The 19,180-nt window shown below is 42.3% G+C and carries 15 protein-coding genes; 11 read left to right on the top strand and 4 right to left on the bottom strand.

Going from position 1 to position 19,180, the window contains the following annotated elements; all coding sequences use genetic code 11:
- Positions 1–50: 50 nt before the first annotated feature.
- Positions 51–608 (bottom strand): OmpA family protein, encoded by a 558-nt coding sequence (locus tag AL038_RS07900; protein ID WP_062151445.1) that lies wholly within the window; start codon positions 606–608, stop codon positions 51–53.
- 346 nt (positions 609–954) lie between these two features.
- Between AL038_RS07900 and AL038_RS07895 the strand changes: the two genes are divergently transcribed.
- The 7 genes from AL038_RS07895 to AL038_RS07865 all read left to right on the top strand — a co-directional run bounded on the left by AL038_RS07895 (position 955) and on the right by AL038_RS07865 (position 7,445).
- Positions 955–2,142 carry an aspartate aminotransferase family protein gene (locus AL038_RS07895; protein ID WP_062151442.1) on the top strand — a complete coding sequence of 396 codons (1,188 nt, stop codon included), beginning with the start codon at positions 955–957 and terminating at the stop codon, positions 2,140–2,142.
- Positions 2,143–2,159: 17 nt separating this feature from the next.
- Positions 2,160–3,086, top strand: a complete 927-nt coding sequence (gene argF / locus AL038_RS07890) for an ornithine carbamoyltransferase (RefSeq protein ID WP_062151439.1) — start codon at positions 2,160–2,162, stop codon at positions 3,084–3,086.
- An 82-nt stretch (positions 3,087–3,168) separates the two neighbouring features.
- A complete protein-coding gene (ppa, locus tag AL038_RS07885) occupies positions 3,169–3,717 on the top strand; it encodes an inorganic diphosphatase (RefSeq protein WP_062151435.1) in 549 nt (182 codons plus the stop codon).
- A gap of 251 nt (positions 3,718–3,968) precedes the next feature.
- On the top strand, positions 3,969–5,021 hold the full coding sequence (locus AL038_RS07880; protein ID WP_236839497.1) for a nucleotidyltransferase family protein: 1,053 nt from the start codon (positions 3,969–3,971) through the stop codon (positions 5,019–5,021).
- A complete protein-coding gene (gene neuB / locus AL038_RS07875; protein ID WP_062151429.1) occupies positions 5,014–6,090 on the top strand; it encodes an N-acetylneuraminate synthase in 1,077 nt (358 codons plus the stop codon). The genes AL038_RS07880 and neuB overlap by 8 nt, the downstream gene beginning before the upstream one ends.
- Positions 6,090–6,728 carry an acetyltransferase gene (locus AL038_RS07870; RefSeq protein WP_062151427.1) on the top strand — a complete coding sequence of 213 codons (639 nt, stop codon included), beginning with the start codon at positions 6,090–6,092 and terminating at the stop codon, positions 6,726–6,728. The genes neuB and AL038_RS07870 overlap by 1 nt, the downstream gene beginning before the upstream one ends.
- 24 nt (positions 6,729–6,752) lie before the next feature.
- Positions 6,753–7,445 (top strand): acylneuraminate cytidylyltransferase family protein, encoded by a 693-nt coding sequence (locus AL038_RS07865; RefSeq protein ID WP_062151425.1) that lies wholly within the window; start codon positions 6,753–6,755, stop codon positions 7,443–7,445.
- A gap of 482 nt (positions 7,446–7,927) precedes the next feature.
- Here the strand turns inward: AL038_RS07865 and ychF are convergent, their stop codons facing one another.
- Both ychF and AL038_RS07855 read right to left on the bottom strand, forming a co-directional pair.
- Positions 7,928–9,019 carry a redox-regulated ATPase YchF gene (gene ychF / locus AL038_RS07860; protein WP_062151423.1) on the bottom strand — a complete coding sequence of 364 codons (1,092 nt, stop codon included), beginning with the start codon at positions 9,017–9,019 and terminating at the stop codon, positions 7,928–7,930.
- Between the two features lie 143 nt (positions 9,020–9,162).
- Positions 9,163–10,998, bottom strand: coding sequence for a response regulator (locus tag AL038_RS07855; RefSeq protein ID WP_062151421.1), 1,836 nt, complete (start codon positions 10,996–10,998; stop codon positions 9,163–9,165).
- Between the two features lie 395 nt (positions 10,999–11,393).
- Here AL038_RS07855 and AL038_RS07850 point away from each other — a divergent pair, with 395 nt between their 5' ends.
- On the top strand, positions 11,394–14,855 hold the full coding sequence (locus tag AL038_RS07850; RefSeq protein ID WP_062151419.1) for an InlB B-repeat-containing protein: 3,462 nt from the start codon (positions 11,394–11,396) through the stop codon (positions 14,853–14,855).
- A 142-nt stretch (positions 14,856–14,997) separates the two neighbouring features.
- The gene (locus tag AL038_RS07845; RefSeq protein WP_062151414.1) at positions 14,998–15,888 is read left to right on the top strand and encodes an alpha/beta hydrolase family protein; all 891 of its coding nucleotides are present in this window, start codon (positions 14,998–15,000) and stop codon (positions 15,886–15,888) included.
- Between the two features lie 139 nt (positions 15,889–16,027).
- Here the strand turns inward: AL038_RS07845 and rluD are convergent, their stop codons facing one another.
- Positions 16,028–17,035 (bottom strand): 23S rRNA pseudouridine(1911/1915/1917) synthase RluD, encoded by a 1,008-nt coding sequence (gene rluD / locus AL038_RS07840; RefSeq protein ID WP_474117484.1) that lies wholly within the window; start codon positions 17,033–17,035, stop codon positions 16,028–16,030.
- On the opposite strand from rluD, the gene AL038_RS07835 reads away from it, so the two are divergent.
- Positions 17,034–17,807: an outer membrane protein assembly factor BamD gene (locus tag AL038_RS07835; protein ID WP_083991465.1), complete on the top strand. Its 774-nt coding sequence runs from the start codon at positions 17,034–17,036 to the stop codon at positions 17,805–17,807. The two genes, rluD and AL038_RS07835, sit on opposite strands and share 2 nt — an antisense overlap.
- Positions 17,808–17,933: 126 nt before the next feature.
- Positions 17,934–19,154 (top strand): response regulator, encoded by a 1,221-nt coding sequence (locus AL038_RS07830; protein ID WP_062151409.1) that lies wholly within the window; start codon positions 17,934–17,936, stop codon positions 19,152–19,154.
- The last annotated feature ends 26 nt before the right edge of the window (positions 19,155–19,180 follow it).

Raw genomic sequence — 19,180 nt, 5'->3', positions numbered from 1 at the left:
TACATTTAACTGCTTTAAATCAGATAAATAAACCCGTGCTGACCATTGATTTAATTTAAAATGGTGACTTCGACACGACGATTTTTTTGCCGTCCATTTGCCGTTTTATTGCTTGCAGCGGGGCGACCTTCTCCAAGTCCTTTAATTTGTAAACGATTAGAATCAACACCTCTACTCATCAACGCTTGTGCAACGGATTCAGCGCGACGTTCTGATAATTGTTGGTTATAACTTTTACCGCCAACATTATCCGTATGTCCCTCAACAGCAATGTATTTACCCGTATTTTGTTGAATCAGTGATGCCAATTGATCAACCGCAGACTGTGCCTCAGCATTTAACACGGATTTATTAAAATCAAATAAAACAGAATCAAGACTATACATCATACCACGTTCGGTTTGGACACCTTGTAAACCTAACATGGTTAAACCCCGTGTACTCATAGAACTCACATCAGAACGTTGTGGGGGAACCATATTAGATTTATCAGGTGTTCCCGCCGCCATCAGCGTTGAACTTTTAATTGCATCGCACGCATTTAAAAAAGCGAGAACGGTTATAACCATAAAAATTTTCAAGTAATTAAAAGAAATAATTTTTTTCATTATTAACTTTCCTGTGAGTGATTGGTATTGAAAATATAATACATTTTCTATTATATGAAATGTAAATTAATTTTTTAAGCCTATCCACAAGTTAGCAGGCTTTTTTATAGTAAATTATCACTTATTACCCGCTAACTCAATAACGCAAGCGAACTGTCCGCATTTCCTGTAAAAATTATTTGCCATACTACTGTATGTAACAGTAGTTAGATAAATTATTTCTCTCAGGATAAAAAACCTGATTTTTCCTAACTAACTCATTGCCTATTCATTATTTTCTCGTTAGAATTCGTTTTTTCTCGTAGGCAGCCTATATGGCTGCTTTTTCATTTTGGGGATACTGAACATGTCAACGACTTTAATGCCCAATTATGCACGCTTACCCGTCACCTTTGTTAAAGGCGAAGGGGCATGGCTCTGGGACACACAAGGCAAGCGTTATTTAGACGCGGTGTCGGGTATAGCCGTGTGCAGTTTAGGACACGCACACCCCGCCATTGCAAAAGCGATTTGTGAACAAGCACAAACCTTGCTACATACCTCAAATATATATGGTATTGCCCATCAACAAACCCTAGCAGATACATTAATCCGCTTAACAGGGATGGAAACAGCATTTTTTTGCAACTCAGGGGCAGAAGCGAATGAAGCCGCCATTAAAATTTCGCGTTTATATGGGCATCAACAAGGAATAGACATACCCACCGTCATCGTGATGGAAAACGCATTTCATGGACGAACTCTCGCCGCCTTAACAGCAACAGGCAACCTGAAAGCACAAGCAGGATTTGATCCACTCGTTCAAGGATTTGTCCGTGTCCCCTACAACAACATAGATGCTATTCACCAAGTTGCAGCACAAAACCCTAATATTGTTGCCATTCTGGCAGAACCTGTACAAGGGGAAGGCGGGGTTTACATCCCCGATGTTGGCTACTTGCAACAACTGCGTACTGTCTGCGACCAATACAACTGGCTACTAATGCTTGATGAAATTCAGACAGGTATCGGACGGACCGGAAAATGGATAGCCTGCCAACATGAACAAGTCTTACCCGATGTCATTACACTCGCAAAAGCACTAGGAAACGGAATGCCGATAGGGGCTTGTTTAGCACGCGGTAAAGTTGCAGGTATTTTCACTGCAGGCTCTCATGGCACTACATTCGGGGGGAATCCGCTGGCATGTCGCACGGCATTAGCCGTGTTAGAAACGATAGAAAATAACCAACTACTAAACCGTGTTGCTGAATTAGGACAACGGATTCAACAAGGGCTACATAACGCACTACAAGAAACAGAAGGGGTTATTTCTGTTCGTCATAAAGGCTTAATGATAGGGATAGAACTCGCACAACCATGTATTCCATTGGTCGCTAAAGCTTTAGAACAAGGATTATTAATCAATGTGACGGCCAACCGAGTTATCCGTTTATTACCCCCCTTTATTCTAACCAATGAACAAGCTGATGAAATTATAAATAAAGTTTCACAACTTGTACTCGATTTTCTCTCAGTGACTACCACTACCTAATCCTATAGGAGTCAGACATGCCTGTCCGTCATTTTTTGACCCTCCTTGACCTCTCAAAAGACGAACTTAATCGCCTTATTACCCGCGCTATCGAGCTCAAAGCCATGCAACGTGCAGGGCAAATTTATGAACCGCTCAAAAATCGCGTGCTAGCAATGGTGTTTGAAAAATCATCAACCCGTACTCGCGTCTCCTTTGAAACGGCGATGGCCCAATTTGGAGGAAGTTCAATTTTTCTTTCCCCCCGCGACACACAATTAGGGCGTGGTGAACCCATAGAAGACACCGCACGGGTATTGTCGAGCATGGTTGATTGCATCATGATTCGAACTTTCGCCCACCAAAATGTTGAACGCTTTGCAGAATACTCGCGCGTCCCCATTATCAATGCGTTAACGGATTTATACCATCCTTGTCAATTATTAGCAGACATTCAAACTTTTGTAGAAACCCACGGCAGCATTGCAGGGCGTAAAGTGGCATGGATAGGCGATGGTAATAATATGTGTCACAGTTATATCCATGCTGCGTTACAATTCGATTTCGAACTTGCCATCGCCTCCCCTAAAGGCTACGAACCCGATGCAAGCATCATGGCAAAAGCCCAAAACCACGTTAGTTTCAGCTATGATGCTAGCGAAGCCATTCGTGGCGCAAGCCTGATTTCTACCGACGTATGGGCAAGCATGGGGCAAGAAGAAGAACAGGAAAAGCGTGCCAAATCTTTTCAATACTATCAAGTTGACGCACCGTTAATGCGTTTAGCCACTAGCGATGCCGTTTTTATGCACTGCCTCCCTGCCCATCGTGGCGAAGAAGTGAGTGCTGATGTTATTGATGGAAATCAAAGTGTTGTCTGGGAACAAGCAGGTAATCGCCTTCACTCCCAAAAAGCACTACTCGAATTTTTATTAGTAACTGCCAAGCAATCGGATAAAATATAAGTTTTGCATAAGGGTAGAGGCGAACTGATTCGCCTTTACAAAACACTCACCTTAATCTTAACCAAACGCTTAGGAAGAAAATATGAACTTAGACAGAGTTACCTCTGGTAAAAATCCGCCATCTGATATCAACGTCATTATTGAAATTCCCGCCCATAGCGACCCTGTTAAATACGAAGTTGACAAAGAAACAGGCGCGATGTTTGTCGACCGTTTCATGAGTGCTGCCATGCACTATCCCTGCAACTACGGCTATGTTCCTCACACCCTTGCAGGCGACGGCGACCCTGTTGATGTATTGGTTATTACTCCCGTCCCCTTAATCAGCGGTTCTGTGATTCGCTGCCGTCCTGTCGCCCTGTTACGGATGACAGACGAATCAGGCGAAGATGCCAAAGTGCTGGCTGTGCCTGCTGACAAATTAAGCACCCAATATCGGCACATTCTTGACCTGAAAGATGTCCCCCAAAATATGCTCGACCAAATTGCACATTTCTTCGAACATTATAAAGATTTAGAACCAAATAAATGGGTAAAATTAGACCGTTGGGCAACCGTTGAAGAAGCAGGACAGGAAATTACACAAGGAATTGAGCGTTACAACGCTGCGTCAGAAAAACCAAAATTCTAACTTATTGCAGATTATTTAATGCACTAAGTATATAAAAATAAGACCTTCTCGACTTTTAAAACTGAGAAGGTCTTTTTATTTGACTGTAAAAATGAAAAAACTCTCAGGATTATCAATGCGGTTAATTTTTATCCTACTTAAATTCAACCATTCTGAATTCATACAATAAATAAACCATTACAAAAATAGTATTATCTAAAACAGAATTCACCAAACTTCCAGAATTATCTAAAGATGCAAAAATTGAGAAAATGATGAAAGACTGGCAAAAAACCCTTGTTCTTCCCACAGCAACCTTACGCGATACTATTCAAGCCTTAGATAACAGCGCGTTACAAATTGCTTTAGTCGTAGATGCAGAACGAAAATTATTAGGGACAGTGACCGATGGCGATATTCGACGCGCGATTTTAAAAGGATTGGCGTTAGAATCGCTGATTCAAAACGTCATGAATACAACACCTACCGTATTACGCGAAAATGCCAGTACTGCACATATTCTCAATGTGATGAAACGCGCGCGGCGGCATCATATCCCCTTATTAAACCCACAAGGAATTGTGGTTAACCTTGCGGTATTAGATGAATTAATTCAAACAGGTGAGCGACAAAATAGCGTGGTTTTAATGGCGGGTGGACTTGGAACACGCCTGCGTCCACTAACCGAGCATTGTCCAAAACCCTTATTAAAAGTGGGTAATAAACCTGTTTTACAAACAATTATTGAAGGTTTTCGTGAACAAGGATTTACCCGTTTTTACTTATCTGTCAATTATAAAGCGGAGATGATAGAAGCCTATTTTGGCGATGGCTCAGCATTTGATGTTAATATTCAATATCTACATGAAAAAGACCGTTTAGGAACAGCAGGGGCTTTAACCTTATTACCTGATTTACCAACAGAACCCCTCATCGTTATGAATGGTGATTTATTAACAAAAGTTGATTATCGCCATTTATTAGACTTTCATCTTGAACATCAAGCAATAGCGACCATGTGTGTGCGTGAATATGATTTTCAAGTACCTTATGGCGTTGTGCAAATTGATAATCATCGAATTTTAGGCATTCAGGAAAAACCGATACAACGCTTTTTTGTCAATGCGGGCATTTACGTATTACAACCCAGTCTATTAAGCCTTATACCAAAGGAAACGTTTTTTGATATGCCGACTTTATTTGAAAAAGCCTTAGCAGAAAAACGGGAAACCGTCGTTTTTCCGATTCGAGAATATTGGATTGATATTGGACAAATGGCAGATTTAGAACGTGCGAAAATCGAGTTCTTTGCTCAAGATGAATAAACCAACTTATATTATTGCAGAAGCAGGCGTGAATCATAATGGTTCACTTGAAATGGCATTGCGCTTGATTGATGTAGCGGTAGATGCTGGCGCAGATGCGGTTAAATTTCAAACCTTTAAAGCCGAAAAAATCGTTACCCAATCCGCTCCTAAAGCCGAGTATCAACAGCAAACCACTGATGCTAACGAATCCCAGTTTGCGATGATTAAAAAGTTGGAGTTAAGCGAGGCAGACCATTTACAGCTACTTCAATATTGTCAAAAAGTAGGTATTGCATTTTTATCCACACCATTTGATGAAGATAGTATTGATTTTTTAGTCAATCAATTAGGTTTGTCTAGTTTAAAAATGGCCTCGGGTGAAATTACCAACGCCCCTTTATTGCTAAAAGCCGCGAGAACACAATGCCCTGTAATTTTATCAACAGGCATGTCAACCTTGGGTGATGTAGAAACCGCCTTGAGTGTATTAGCTTTTGGTTACACACAACCAATGGGTATAGAACCTAATTTAACCCGTTTTATGCAAGCCTATCACTCGCCTACAGGACAAGCCGTATTGCAGGAAAAAGTTATCCTATTGCACTGTACAACGGAATATCCAGCACCTGTTGACCAAGTTAATTTATATGCAATGGATACATTGCAGGCTGCATTTGGATTACCTGTTGGTTTGTCTGACCATACAGAAGGCATTGTTATTCCACTGGCAGCGGTTGCACGGGGAGCGTGTGTGATTGAAAAACATTTTACGTTAGACCGACAATTACCAGGGCCAGACCATCGTGCATCGTTAGAACCTGCGGAATTAAAAGCAATGGTGCAAGGTATACGGCAAATCGAGCAAGCATTTGGACACAGCATTAAAAAACCCAGTGTATCCGAACAGGCAAACCGTGAAATTGCACGCAAAAGTTTAACTGCGACACGTAATATCAAACAAGGTGAGGCTTTTACGACGGAGAATTTAACCATTAAACGCCCCGGTACGGGTATTTCTCCCTTGTTTTATTGGAACTGGTTGCATAAAACCGCAGAGCGTGATTATGTAGCGGATGAATTGATTTAATGTCAATCCCTTGTATTGTTTTAGGGGCAGGTGGTCACGCGGGTGTGTTGTTAGCCGTTTTGGAGTTGTGTCAACAACCTGTATTAGGGATAACTGATGCTCGTGTCTCGCTGCAAGATTCGTTAATACAGGGGGTTAAGGTGTTAGGTGATGACCAGTGTGTTTTACACTATTCGCCGACTACGGTTGCTCTCGTCAATGGTTTAGGGTCAATAAAAACGACAATGAGACGGGCAGATATTTTTAAGCATTTTAAAGCCGTTGGTTATTCATTTCTCTCTGTTATCCATCCGCAAAGTATTCTCAGTGTTAATGTAATACTTGGTGAAGGTTGTCAAGTCATGGCGGGTGCGATTATTAATCCTTCTGCACAATTAGGGCAAAACGTGTTACTCAATACCCGTGCAGTTATTGAGCATGATTGTGTAATTGCTGACCATTGCCATATTGCAACAGGTGCGGTGTTGTGTGGGGGTTGTAAAGTGGGTATGGGCGCACACATTGGCGCGGGAGCAACTATTTTACAGGGCGTTGAGATTGGAGAGCAGGCGTTAATTGCAGCGGGTGCGGTGGTGACTCGTGCAGTGCCAGCGGGTGGACGGGTAGCGGGAGTGCCTGCACGAACATTGCGAAAATAGATTTACGGACGATTTAAACAAATTATGTATAAAAACTATTCTTTCCTCGCCATTATCCCCGCGCGGGGTGGTTCAAAAGGCGTTAAACGGAAAAATATTCGCCCACTTGCAGGCAAACCATTAATTGCATGGACGATTCAATCTGCCCAACAATCTGCTTATTTAGACCGTTTTATTTTAAGCAGTGAGGATGCGGAAATCATTGCAACCGCGCGGCAATGGGGTTGTGAAGTCCCTTTTATTCGTCCTGCTGAATTAGCGCAAGATGAGACAGCGGGTATAGAGCCGATTATTCATGCAATACAAACAGTCGCAGAATCTTATGATTATGTTGTGGTTTTACAGCCAACGTCGCCATTACGACTTGCGCTAGATATAGACCAAGCGATTCAACAGTGTATAGACCAACAAGCTGAATTTTGTGTGAGTGTAACAGAGCCTGATGCACATCCTTACTGGTGTTTTCAGCAAGATAGTCAAGGTTATTTACAGCCTTTAATCCAAGATATCCCCCCGCGTCGGCAAGATTTGCCTGCCATGTTTACTTTAAATGGGGCTGTTTACGTTGCAAAAACCAGCACATTATTGCAAACCCGTAAGCTATTAAATGCGCAAACACAAGGTTATGTTATGCCTAAATCTCGCGCGTTAGATATTGATACGGAAGAGGATTTATTGTTAGCGGCATTTTTTTTGAATTTGAATCAGGGTGTGTAATTAAGAGGGTGTATCTTAAGAACCAAGTGCTTATATATTGATACTTAAGAGAGAATTGTTATTAGCACATTCATAAGAAATCGTACTGATACTCAGGCTATTGTAGATCATCTTAGTGATGTTTTTCTCCGCGAGGGGGAGCTTGCTTCAGAGGCAATCCGTTGTCGTTTGGATGAGCAAACACAACTGGAGGTATTTTTGTTGATGTATGAAACACTGACACCAGCGCAGCAGGAAGAGTTGTGGACGGTGTTACAACAGATGGTGAAGGAATCCGCTTGATATATTTCCCTTTATTATTCGGTAAAATCAATGGGTAATTTTGGCAACGATAGTTTGTTTAGTTTGTATTTGGTGCTAATTTCCCATGTGGAAAGCGCATTTAGTTAGTTGATTTAAAAGGGTGTACCTACTTGTTAATAATTGTAGATGTCGGGTGTATAAACGATAGCGTCATACACCGTCTAACATCTTAATTTTACTTAAACATTAAAACGGAAGTGCATCACATCGCCATCTTGTACGATGTATTCTTTGCCTTCTAATCGCCATTTTCCTGCTTCTTTCGCGCCTTGTTCGCCTTTATAAGCGACAAAATCATTGTAAGCAATCACTTCTGCACGAATAAACCCTTTTTCAAAATCGGTATGAATTACCGCAGCCGCTTGGGGTGCGGTCGCACCAATTGCGACTGTCCATGCTCTTACTTCTTTTTCACCCGCTGTAAAATAGGTTTGTAAGCCGAGTAGGCGATAACCTGCATGGATAACACGGTTTAATCCCGGTTCGTCCATGCCCATTTCTTGTAAAAATTCTTTGCGTTCTTCTGCATCTAGGGCGACTAGTTCCGATTCAGTTTTGGCACACACAGGCACGACAACGGCGTTTTCTTGGCTGGCGAGTTCACGCACTTGGTCTAAATACGGGTTGTTGTTGAAACCATTTTCATCAACATTCGCAATGTAAACAGTGGGTTTTGCTGTCAGTAAGTGGAGTTCTCTAATCCATTGTTGTTCTTCATCGGTTAGGGATAAGCTGCGCACTGCTTTTCCTGTATCAAGTTGGGCGAAGACTCTTTCAAAAAGGCTTTTTTGTGCAAGGGCTTCTTTATTACCGCCTTTGCTATTTTTGGCAACGCGCTGTAATGCGCGCTCGACGGTATCCATGTCTGCAAGGGCTAATTCGGTGTGTATCACTTCAATGTCGGCGAGGGGATTTACTTTGCCTGCAACGTGAATAATGTCGTCATTTTCAAAGCAGCGGACAACGTGAGCAATGGCTTGGGTTTCGCGGATGTTGGCGAGAAATTTATTGCCTAAGCCTTCGCCTTTTGAAGCACCTGCAACTAGCCCTGCAATATCAACGAACTCCATGCTGGTAGGTAATATTCGTTGTGGTTTAACAATGGCGGCTAGCGCGTCTAAACGGGGGTCGGGCATGGCAACAACGCCGACGTTTGGGTCTATCGTACAAAAGGGGTAGTTTTCTGCTTGGATGTTGGCATTGGTTAACGCATTGAATAAGGTTGATTTGCCGACATTGGGTAAGCCGACAATACCGCATTTGAATCCCATAGTATGTGTTTCGCTGTGAGGTAATGAAGAAAATAGATAAAGGAGGTTATTGTAAAAAAGTTTGTTTTTATAAGTTAAGGTAAATGCGAATTTATTCGCTCGTTTTAGAACAGTTTGTCCGTTTTGTGTGAATGAATTCGCATTTACTGGGAAAGGGATTTTATCAGTTCGCGGATATGTTTGAGTTGGAAATTTTTTGCCATTTGGCGAACGCGATAGGTAAAGGGTTGTAGGGTTTTATCGCTATTTTCTAGGATGGTGATATATTCCAGAATGCCTTCAATATCACCTCTTATAGTAAGGTCTTGTAAAGTTTTGAGTTGTTCTGTTGAGGGGGTGATGAGTTGGGTATCTGCTTGTTGGGTGATTTGCGGGGATTCATACGTCCATTGTAGGTTTAAGTAGCGTTGGATTTTTCTTAGAAGTTCTTCGGCTTTTATGGGTTTTGCAATGAAGTCATTACAGCCAGAATCAAGGCTTTTTTGTTGGTCTTGACTGAAGGCACTGGCGGAGGCGGCGATAATGGTAATGGTGGAGGCAATGGGCAGTTGGCGAATATGTTCAGTGGTGGTAAAGCCATCCATTTCTGGCATGACTAGGTCCATGAGGATAACGTCGGGTTCTAGTTCTTGGGTTTTTTCTATGCCTTCTTTGCCTGTGTACGCATGGCTAATTTCAAATCCAAGGGGTTGAAGTAGGTGTTTGCAAACCATTTGGTTAAATTTTTGGTCGTCAATAATAAGGACTTTTCGGCGTTTGCCTTCGTAGCCGATGATTTTGGGGGTAATACAGGGGGTGTTGTCTAAAAAGTTTTTTACTTCAGGCAGTTTTATGGAGAACCAGAAGCGACTTCCTTGTCCAATAGTGCTGTTTAATTGGAGTTTTCCACCCATCATGCTGACAAGACGGTTGCTAATGGATAGTCCGAGTCCTGTACCTTCCATTTGTTGGTTGTACGAGCCTACTTGTTGAAAAGGTAAAAATATATCTTCTAATTTATTATTGGGAATGCCGATTCCTGTATCTTCTACGCTGAAACAAATTTCGTCTTGTTCTTTTTCTACGCGAAAAACGACTTGTCCTTTTTCGGTAAATTTAATCGCATTGCTCAGTAAGTTGATGAGAATCTGACGCAGGCGTTTCTCATCTCCTTGTACGGCATTAGGGAGTTGTCCTTTTTCTGTGCGTACAAAGGGGGAGTCGTAAATAAACCGAATGTCTTTTTGTTCTGCCCGCATACGAAATAGTTCGACAACATTGTTGATAAATTGTCCTAGATTAAAGTCGCTGGGGTATAACTCCATTCTGTCGGCTTCAATTTTGGATAAGTCTAGGATGTCGTTAATGAGTGTCAGTAGATATTCGCCACTGCGTTGGATGATGTTAATGCCTTCTTGTTGTTGTGGCGTTAAGTTACTGTCATGACGAAGAATTTGCGCATATCCTAATATACCATTCAGCGGGGTACGTAATTCATGGCTCATGTTGGCAAGAAAACGACTTTTGGCACGGTTAGCCGTTTCTGCCGATTCTTTGGCATGTTCTGCTTCTTCTTTTGCGTGTTGTAGTTGTTTTTGCAGTTGACTTATGTGTAAGTGGGTTTGAATCCGTGCTAATACTTCTTCTGGTTGAAAGGGTTTGGTAATGTAGTCCACACCACCAACGCGAAACGCATGAACTTTGTCCATTGCATCATCAAGCGCGCTGATAAATAGAACGGGTATATGTTTGGTTGTGCTTTCTGTTTTTAATCGCTGACAAACTTCATAGCCGTTCATATCGGGCATGTTGATATCAAGCAGAATGAGGTCGGGCGGTAAGAGTTGTGCAGCAGATAACGCTAACGCGCCGCTAGGAACAGGACGCACTTTATATCCGCTGTCCGTCAATAAGCTGACGAGTAGGCGCAAATTGGCGGGGTTGTCGTCAACAATCAGTAAATTGGGTTTTTGACCTGTCTCTGTTGTTATGGTTTGCATAACCGTATGGTATCGGCAGAAAATGAAGTAAGGTATTAAATCAGGATTATACTCGATATCTCATTATTCCATACGGTTGGTTTGTCATCTGTTCATGTCAATTCAATGACGCTGATTAGGTTTTGACAGGGTGTTGGGATTATCAACGTTTTCTTTGTTATCCATTGAGTCAGATGGTATGAGGGGAGAGATTAAAAAACATTAACGAAACCTTAATCAGTCACCGTTAAAATGGGGACAAATTAGGACATATTGAGACAGAACATAAAGAAAATAAAAGCTATCTTTTGATTGGTTCATTTATTGCTTATATAGAATTAACCTATTTGATGTCAGGTAGGCATGTCTAGAATAGGCATTGATGACATGTGTTTTAATTTCTTCGGAGGTTTTTTATGGGTACTTTTTTAAATAAAGACTCGTCATCTGTTCAAATGGACAGCATTCATAGACGGCGCAAGGTTTGGCTGTCGGTGATGAGCAGTTTGGTGTTGTCTGCAATTGGGCAAAATGTATGGGCGTATGATATTTCTTGTACGCCTGCTAACCCAACGGGTGCAACGGCAGTTGCTGTTGTCACAACAAATGTCCCTGCGTCTAGTCCTACCTTAAATTTAGGTACAATTTCACCGAATACGACAACGACAGCGACATGTACTTTAACAACGGCAACCGCATTGCAGATTACCGCAATCACTGTTCCATCGGGTTATACGCTATTATCCACCGTACCAACTCCTTTTCCGCTGGTGTTAGATGGTACAACAACCACGACAGCAACATTCGTTGTGCGCTTAAATGCACAAGCAACGGATACAACAGTCAGTGGTAACATTGGTATTTCCAGTAATGAAGCAGGTTTTGCTAACGTCAGCTTCCCCATTTCTGGCACTATTGCAACGCCTGCAACAGGTTCTAATGCCAGATTGCGGGTATTTGATACTACCGATTTGTCAACCTATGAAACGACTAATCAGTTATATCCCGCTGTTCCGCCTCAAACGGCTGCCCGCTGTTTAAATATAGGCTTAACGGCACCGGGGGCTGCTAGTAATCCTGTTAAGACTTTAACCGTCGGTTCTACAAACGATGGTGCTTCTTATACCCCGCTAACGGATTCTGTAACCAGTATCATCTTTTTCCCCTCACCAGATACCGCCTTTGGATTAAGTAGTACATCGGGTTCATCTGTTACCAGCGGATTGGTTGACTTAACAGGTTTAGTTGACCCAATAGCCCCCCTAACGGCTTATACCTTAACACCAGTCACAGCACCCGGTGTTGGCTCGTTCAAATTAACCTTTGACCCCACCAAATTAACCCCAACACCCACAACCTATCCCTACGTTGTGCCACAACGTAAATTACAAATATTCTCAACCGACCCTGATTCTAATCCTGCTGAAATCCCTATCAGTGCCGTTGTTGTGCCAGACTTAAATCCTAAATTACAAGTACTGGTTGATACCAGCTTAACCGTTGCAAAAGATGCCACGATTGATTTAGGCACGGCGGTTGTTGGTAATACACTCTCCAAAACATTTACCTTAAAAAATATTGGTTATAGCAATTTAACTCTTGCGACAGTTGCCCCTACGTTTACAGGTGCTGCAACCGCTGTTAGTGCAACACCGGGACCCTACACCGAGTCTGATCAAATCTTAGGGCCACGGACGCTAAACCAACCAACAAATGGTGGTTGTGCAACCTCCTTAACCCCCTCAGGCGAACAAACAACCTTTGAATTCGCCATGACCAGCACAACCGCAGGTATTTACACAGGTACGGTAACAATTACAACCAATGACCCTTTAAATCCTTCTTTTACCTTTAAAGTAAAGGGAACGTTTGAAGACGCACCTGCTGCCGCCCCCTTAAGTCCAGAAATTGCCACATTCTTTGGTACAACGGAAATTCAAACCGATGCAACCACCGCGATTGACTTTGGTACAACAGATATTGGTACGCCTATTACCAAAGAAATTATTATCAAAAACGTTGGTGTTGGTACAGAAGATTTATTAGTTACTTCAGTTAATTTCTTAGGACAAAATGGTCAACCTTCACTCAATTACAAAACGGTTGGAACGGTTGCAAATCGTGTTAGCCAATTAACAGAAACCACAATCAGCATCCAATTTAGCCCTACCACAGCGGGTACCTTTAATGAAACGGTAGAAATTTTTAACACCGACCGTGCAAATGGTGGAACACACGATGCGGGTGTTGCAGAAAACCCCTTCCGTATTCAACTAAAAGGGGTTGCAACTTCTACGACTAGTACAGGTCCTGCACTAACCATTGCACCTGTTCCTACGAATGGCATGATTACTACTGATGTAGGCGGTATTAGTTGTGGCTCAACGGGTACTGTATGCACAGCCAATTACACTAAAGATGCGATTATTCAACTGACTGCAACACCCACGACAGGCGCAACTTTTACCAGTTGGGGCGGAAATTGCTCAGGTACAACCAGCCCATTAAGCGTAACAATGGATGTGGCTAAAACATGTACAGCAACCTTTACAAGTGGCACAACAGGTACACAAGCCTTAACCGTTACTAAAACAGGTAATGGAACAGTGGCAAGTTCACCCACAGGCATTGATTGCGGAACGACCTGCTCGGCTAGTTTCAACAGTGGTACAAGCGTAACCTTAACAGCAACACCCGCAACAGGTGCGACTTTTACCAGTTGGGGCGGTGCTTGCTCTGGTACAGCAACCAGCGCAACCGTTACGATGGATGCAGCAAAATCTTGTACAGCAACCTTTACAAGTGGCACAACAGGTACACAAGCCTTAACCGTTACTAAAACAGGTAATGGAACAGTGGCAAGTTCACCCACAGGCATTGATTGTGGAACGACCTGCTCGGCTAGTTTCAATAGTGGTGAAAGCGTAACCTTAACAGCAACCCCTGCAACAGGTGCGACATTTACCAGTTGGGGCGGTGCTTGCTCTGGTACAACAACCAGCGCGACTGTTACGATGGATGCAGCAAAATCTTGTACAGCAACCTTTACAGGTGGCACAACAGGTACACAAACCTTAACCATCGTCAAAACAGGCAGTGGTTCAGTGGTTAGCTCTCCTGCGGGTATTAACTGCGGTAGCGCATGTACAGCAAGCTTTGATACAGGTGCAGTAGTCACCTTGATTGCTACCCCTGTTAGTGGTGCGAGTTTTACAGGATGGAGTGGTAGTTGCTCTGGTACTTCTACTGCAATGATTGTAACTGTTGATAGCGCGAAATCTTGCACAGCCGCCTTCACAACCACAACCTCACAAGAAGGAAGTTGTTTTGATACACAAAAAGGGATTTTACTAGATGGTGTATGCAAACCCGCACAACCAGTGTTAGCAACAGCCGTTGCTGCCAGTGGCGAAGGGGTGGCAACAACCGCAGAAATCGTTGGTGGTGTATCAGTGAATAATGGCACAACCTACCTTAACCCATCTAACACAACGATGGCTGATGATGTAGTGGTTGCAGGTCATATCAAAGTAGCGAGTGAAGATGTGGGCAAAACGGCAGACATTATCGTTGCGGGGTTATTAACCATCGGCGACCAGTTCTTCTGGTACATGTTAGACGGTAAAAATAACACATGTGATTTATGTATCGCAGCTTGGAACTTTGATAGCCGTGACATCGTGAAATCTTTAGGTCAACTCACTGCCCAAAAGACTGGCGTTAGCTTACCTGCGTACTACCCAATTAAGATTTACGCAAGCAAGTTTGCAGCCCCTGGTGTGTTACAACTCTTTATCGGTTATCGCATCACTTCAGGTACAGATACGGGTAAACTGGTATTCAATGCCGTCCCTATTGATACCACTATCAAACAGTAATCCGTTAGTATAAGTCATGTGAGGGGGAGGCAACTCCCCCTTTTCTTTTCGATACCTATGCGTAAAAATCCGACTGTGATATAAACTTACTTTCGCTCCACCGCTTGGCATATTAGCCCAATAAGAATGGCGAGGTATTATTATGCGTTACATTATCCATTCATTTTATCTCTGTTTCTTCTTATCAATATCCCTGTCCGCAGAAGTCCTGACAATTCCCCATCATCAACAAACATTAAATGCCAGTCTGACACTTGCACCGCATAAAACGCTCAATGATGGCGTTATCCTCATGACACATGGCACATTAGGCAGTCGTCAAATGGAAATTATGCAAACGTTACAAATGCTATTGGCAGAAAAAGGCTTAAATTCATTGGCGATTAATCTTAGCTATGGCATTGACAATCGACCTGCACAATTATTTGATTGCCAAACAATACATCGTCATTATCATACAGATGCCATCGACGAGATTGATGCGTGGGTACAATGGTTAAGCACACAAGGCGTGAAACAGATTGTTTTATTAGGACACTCGCGCGGCGCAAATCAAACAGCATGGTATGCCACTGAACACGATAGCGATAGGATTAAAGCGATTGTTCTAATCGCACCAATGTTATGGGTTAGTGAAAAAGTTGCCAGTTATTATCAAGCTAATTATACGGTTGCTTTAACCGATGTATTGGCCCGTGCAAACCATGAAAAGGAATTATCCGCTGTTGGGTTCTTACACTGCCATAATGCAACCGTCACCGCCGATAGTTTTCGCGCCTATTATGCGGATGACCCCCGTTTTCACACGCCAACACTCATGGCACGTTTAACAAAGCCAGCGTTATTAATAACAGGTAGTGCTGACACAACGACAGAAGGAATTGAACAAGAAATAATTCCTTTATTAGAAACGAAAAAATTACAGCAACTGCGGATTGAAGGTGCAGACCATTTTTTTCGTGATTTATATGCAGAGGATATGGCTGAAGGGATTGCTCAGTTTTTACAACCCTTGCTAGACAAGGCGAATTAGATTTTTTGCAAACGGATAACACCGCTAAAAGCAGTGGTATCCATGCAATTTTTTGTTTTTAAATTCGGGACGTTTAGTTAATCCTGAAAATTCCGATTCAAATAGTCTTTAGACAAGCAGATATAAAAATACTCTCAACCTATTGTTTTTTCGCTTCAAATAACTGCTGATCTGTTGCTAACAATTTCAACAACTGTTGCATATCTGCTGGGATTGGCACTTGCCATTCCATATATTCTTTTTGGGTTGGATGAATAAAGCCTAAACGCTCTGCATGTAAGGCTTGACGTTTAAATTGACGCAATGCCACCTGCAAATCTTCCGTACAAGCGGGCGGTAAATGCAAGCGTCCCCCATACACGGGGTCACCCACTAAAGGATAATGTGCATGGGCTAAATGGACACGAATTTGATGTGTGCGCCCTGTTTCTAAGCTTGCACGGATAAGGGTGTGAAGACGGAAACGACGGATAACCCGATAATGCGTAACCGCTGGTTTACCACGTTCTACGACAGCCATTCTTGTGCGATGAATGGGGTGACGATCCATCGGGGCATCAACGGTTCCGCCTGATATCATCATACCATTGACAATCGCTTGGTATTCACGTTTAAACTCACGCGCTTGCAACTGAGCAACTAGCGATGTGTGTGCTGGTAAACTGCGAGCAACGACAAGAATACCACTGGTATCTTTATCAATGCGGTGAATAATACCTGCACGCGGTAGCTGTACCAACTCGGGCGCGTGATTCAATAAAGCATTAACTAATGTACTATCTGGATTGCCTGCACCGGGGTGGACAACAACCCCGGCCTCTTTATCAACAACAATAATGTCGTCATCCTCATATAATATCTTTAAGATAGGCAGGTCTTGTCCTTCCCAAGTGACTTCTTCCTCTGCTTGGGCAATAATTTCTATGTCTTCTCCGCCTTGTACTTTATCTTTACCGCGAAGGGGCATAGCATTAACTAAAACGAAACCATCTTTAATCCATTTTTGTAAACGGGCGCGAGAGTAGTCAGGGAATAATTCAGCAAGCGCTTTGTCTAAACGCCAACCAGACATCTCATCGGGAATTTTCGTGCTAAAATGGGTATTCACCATCGTTGATTCATCAACTTTTTTTATGCGATCTGTCATGAAACATTCATTAGTGTGGGTTTTGCTTGTTGTACTTTCAGGGTGTAGTGCTTTTGGGTCTTCTAAAGATAAAACGGAAGATTGGACAGTTGACCAGTTATACAACAGTGCGAAAAAAGAATTAGCGGAGGGTAATTACTCGACTGCCATTGAATATTACGAAAAGCTAGAAGCACGTTTCCCTTTTGGGGTTTATGCGCAACAAGCTCAGTTAGACGTAATTTACGCTTATTATAAAGATGATCAAGCAGAATCTGCTATTATCGCCGCCGACCGATTTATCAGATTATACCCACGTCATCCTAATGTTGATTATGCCTATTATCTTAAAGGCTTAGTTAATTTTGAACGGGATAGAGGTTTTTTTGACCGCTTCTTACCCATTGATAAAGCACAACGTGATCAAAACGCAACAACCGAATCATTCCAAAATTTTTCTGAGTTATTGACCCGTTATCCCGACAGCAGCTATGTTACTGACGCACGTCAACGTATGGTATATCTGCGAAATAATTTAGCGGCGCATGAATTGTACGTTGCAAAATATTATATTGTTCGTGGTGCTTATTTAGCCGCTATCAATCGCGCAAAACGGGTTGTAGAAAACTTTCAAGAAACACCCGCTGTACCCGATGCACTCGTTTTAATGGCGAAAATTTATAAAGCCATGGGAATGCAAGATTTATCTAATACCGCGTTAGACGTGTTAAAACATAATTATCCAAATCACAAAGGGATTCAAGAAGTAGAAGCCTTGAGTGTGCAAGGATGATGTAACTATTTGATATAACAGTATTGTATGCTAGAGCAATCTGTGTTAGAAACTGATAATTCCACTTGTAAACAGTGCAACACTGTTTACAATTCACCCAATGCTAATGGATAAGTAAAACAGACCGTGCAAAACTACCATTCCTCCGCGCCACTTTCTATTCTTATTGTCGATGATACGGCTGTCAACCGTTTAGTAATAGGCAGTATTTTAAAAGAACTCGGCTGTCAAGTCACAGAAGCCGTTAATGGCAAAGCGGCGGTTGAACTGATTTTAGCAAACAACGCTTATGATATGGTATTGATGGATATTAATATGCCTATTATGAATGGGTTAGAAGCTATTCATTGCATTCGTACACAAGAAGCAGTCCAAGTACATACTAAAGTGATAGCCCTGACTGCACATGAGCGTGAAAGTACGAACTTAGCTAACGCAGGGTTTGATGATATACTGACTAAACCCATTATATTAGAACGAGTTGCTGTGTTACTGACCAAACACTTCCCCCATTTTCAGCATTCCTCGCCTAACACAGACTATCCCAATACACCGCTGCCCTCTTCTGAGCAACCTGTTAATCTTGAATCTGATAATCCAATGATTTTATTGGTTGAAGACAATCAAGTGAATTGCATTGTAGCTACCAATATGTTGAACACACTTGGTTATGAGGCAGATATCACCAATAATGGCTGTGAAGCCGTAACAGCTTGCGCAGAAAAACAATATACATTGATTTTGATGGATATTCGTATGCCAATGATGGATGGAACGGAGGCAACGCAATTAATTCGTCAATATAGTAATTATGTCAACACGCCCATTGTTGCCGTCACTGCGAATACAAGCCCTGCCGATATTATGCTTTATAAACAATCTGGCATGGATGATGTCTTAGCCAAACCGCTGACACTAGAACGCCTAAAAATGGTATTAGATAAATACCTACAAATGACCCCTGAACAAGTAAATACAGCAAAAAAAGCTTATTTAGCGGGCTTTGCCGTGTTAGACCATCTTTTTCTAAAAAAAGTAACATTGAATAACCCTAAGTTACTCGTAATGCTGCTTGAGCGTTTCATCATCGAAACGACCAAACAACTTATTGCGATGGAACATGCCGCAAAAAACCTAGACCAACATAAACTATTACATCTCTCCCACTCCCTAAAAGGTGGCGCGCGCAGTATCGGTGCAAATCGCTTGGGTGAAATTGCGGCACAAATGGAAATGGACATGGAAGCCACCAAATTGCAGACTATTTCACAATATCTACAAGACTTACAACAAGAATTTCTCAATCTACAAACGCTAATGCAACAAACCCCTTGGAATGAAGAATAAGCATATAATGCCAATAATCGATTCAA

The sequence above is a fragment of the Beggiatoa leptomitoformis genome (genome assembly GCF_001305575.3).
Taxonomy (GTDB): domain Bacteria; phylum Pseudomonadota; class Gammaproteobacteria; order Beggiatoales; family Beggiatoaceae; genus Beggiatoa; species Beggiatoa leptomitoformis.
This window is presented reverse-complemented; position numbering and strand designations above follow the sequence as displayed.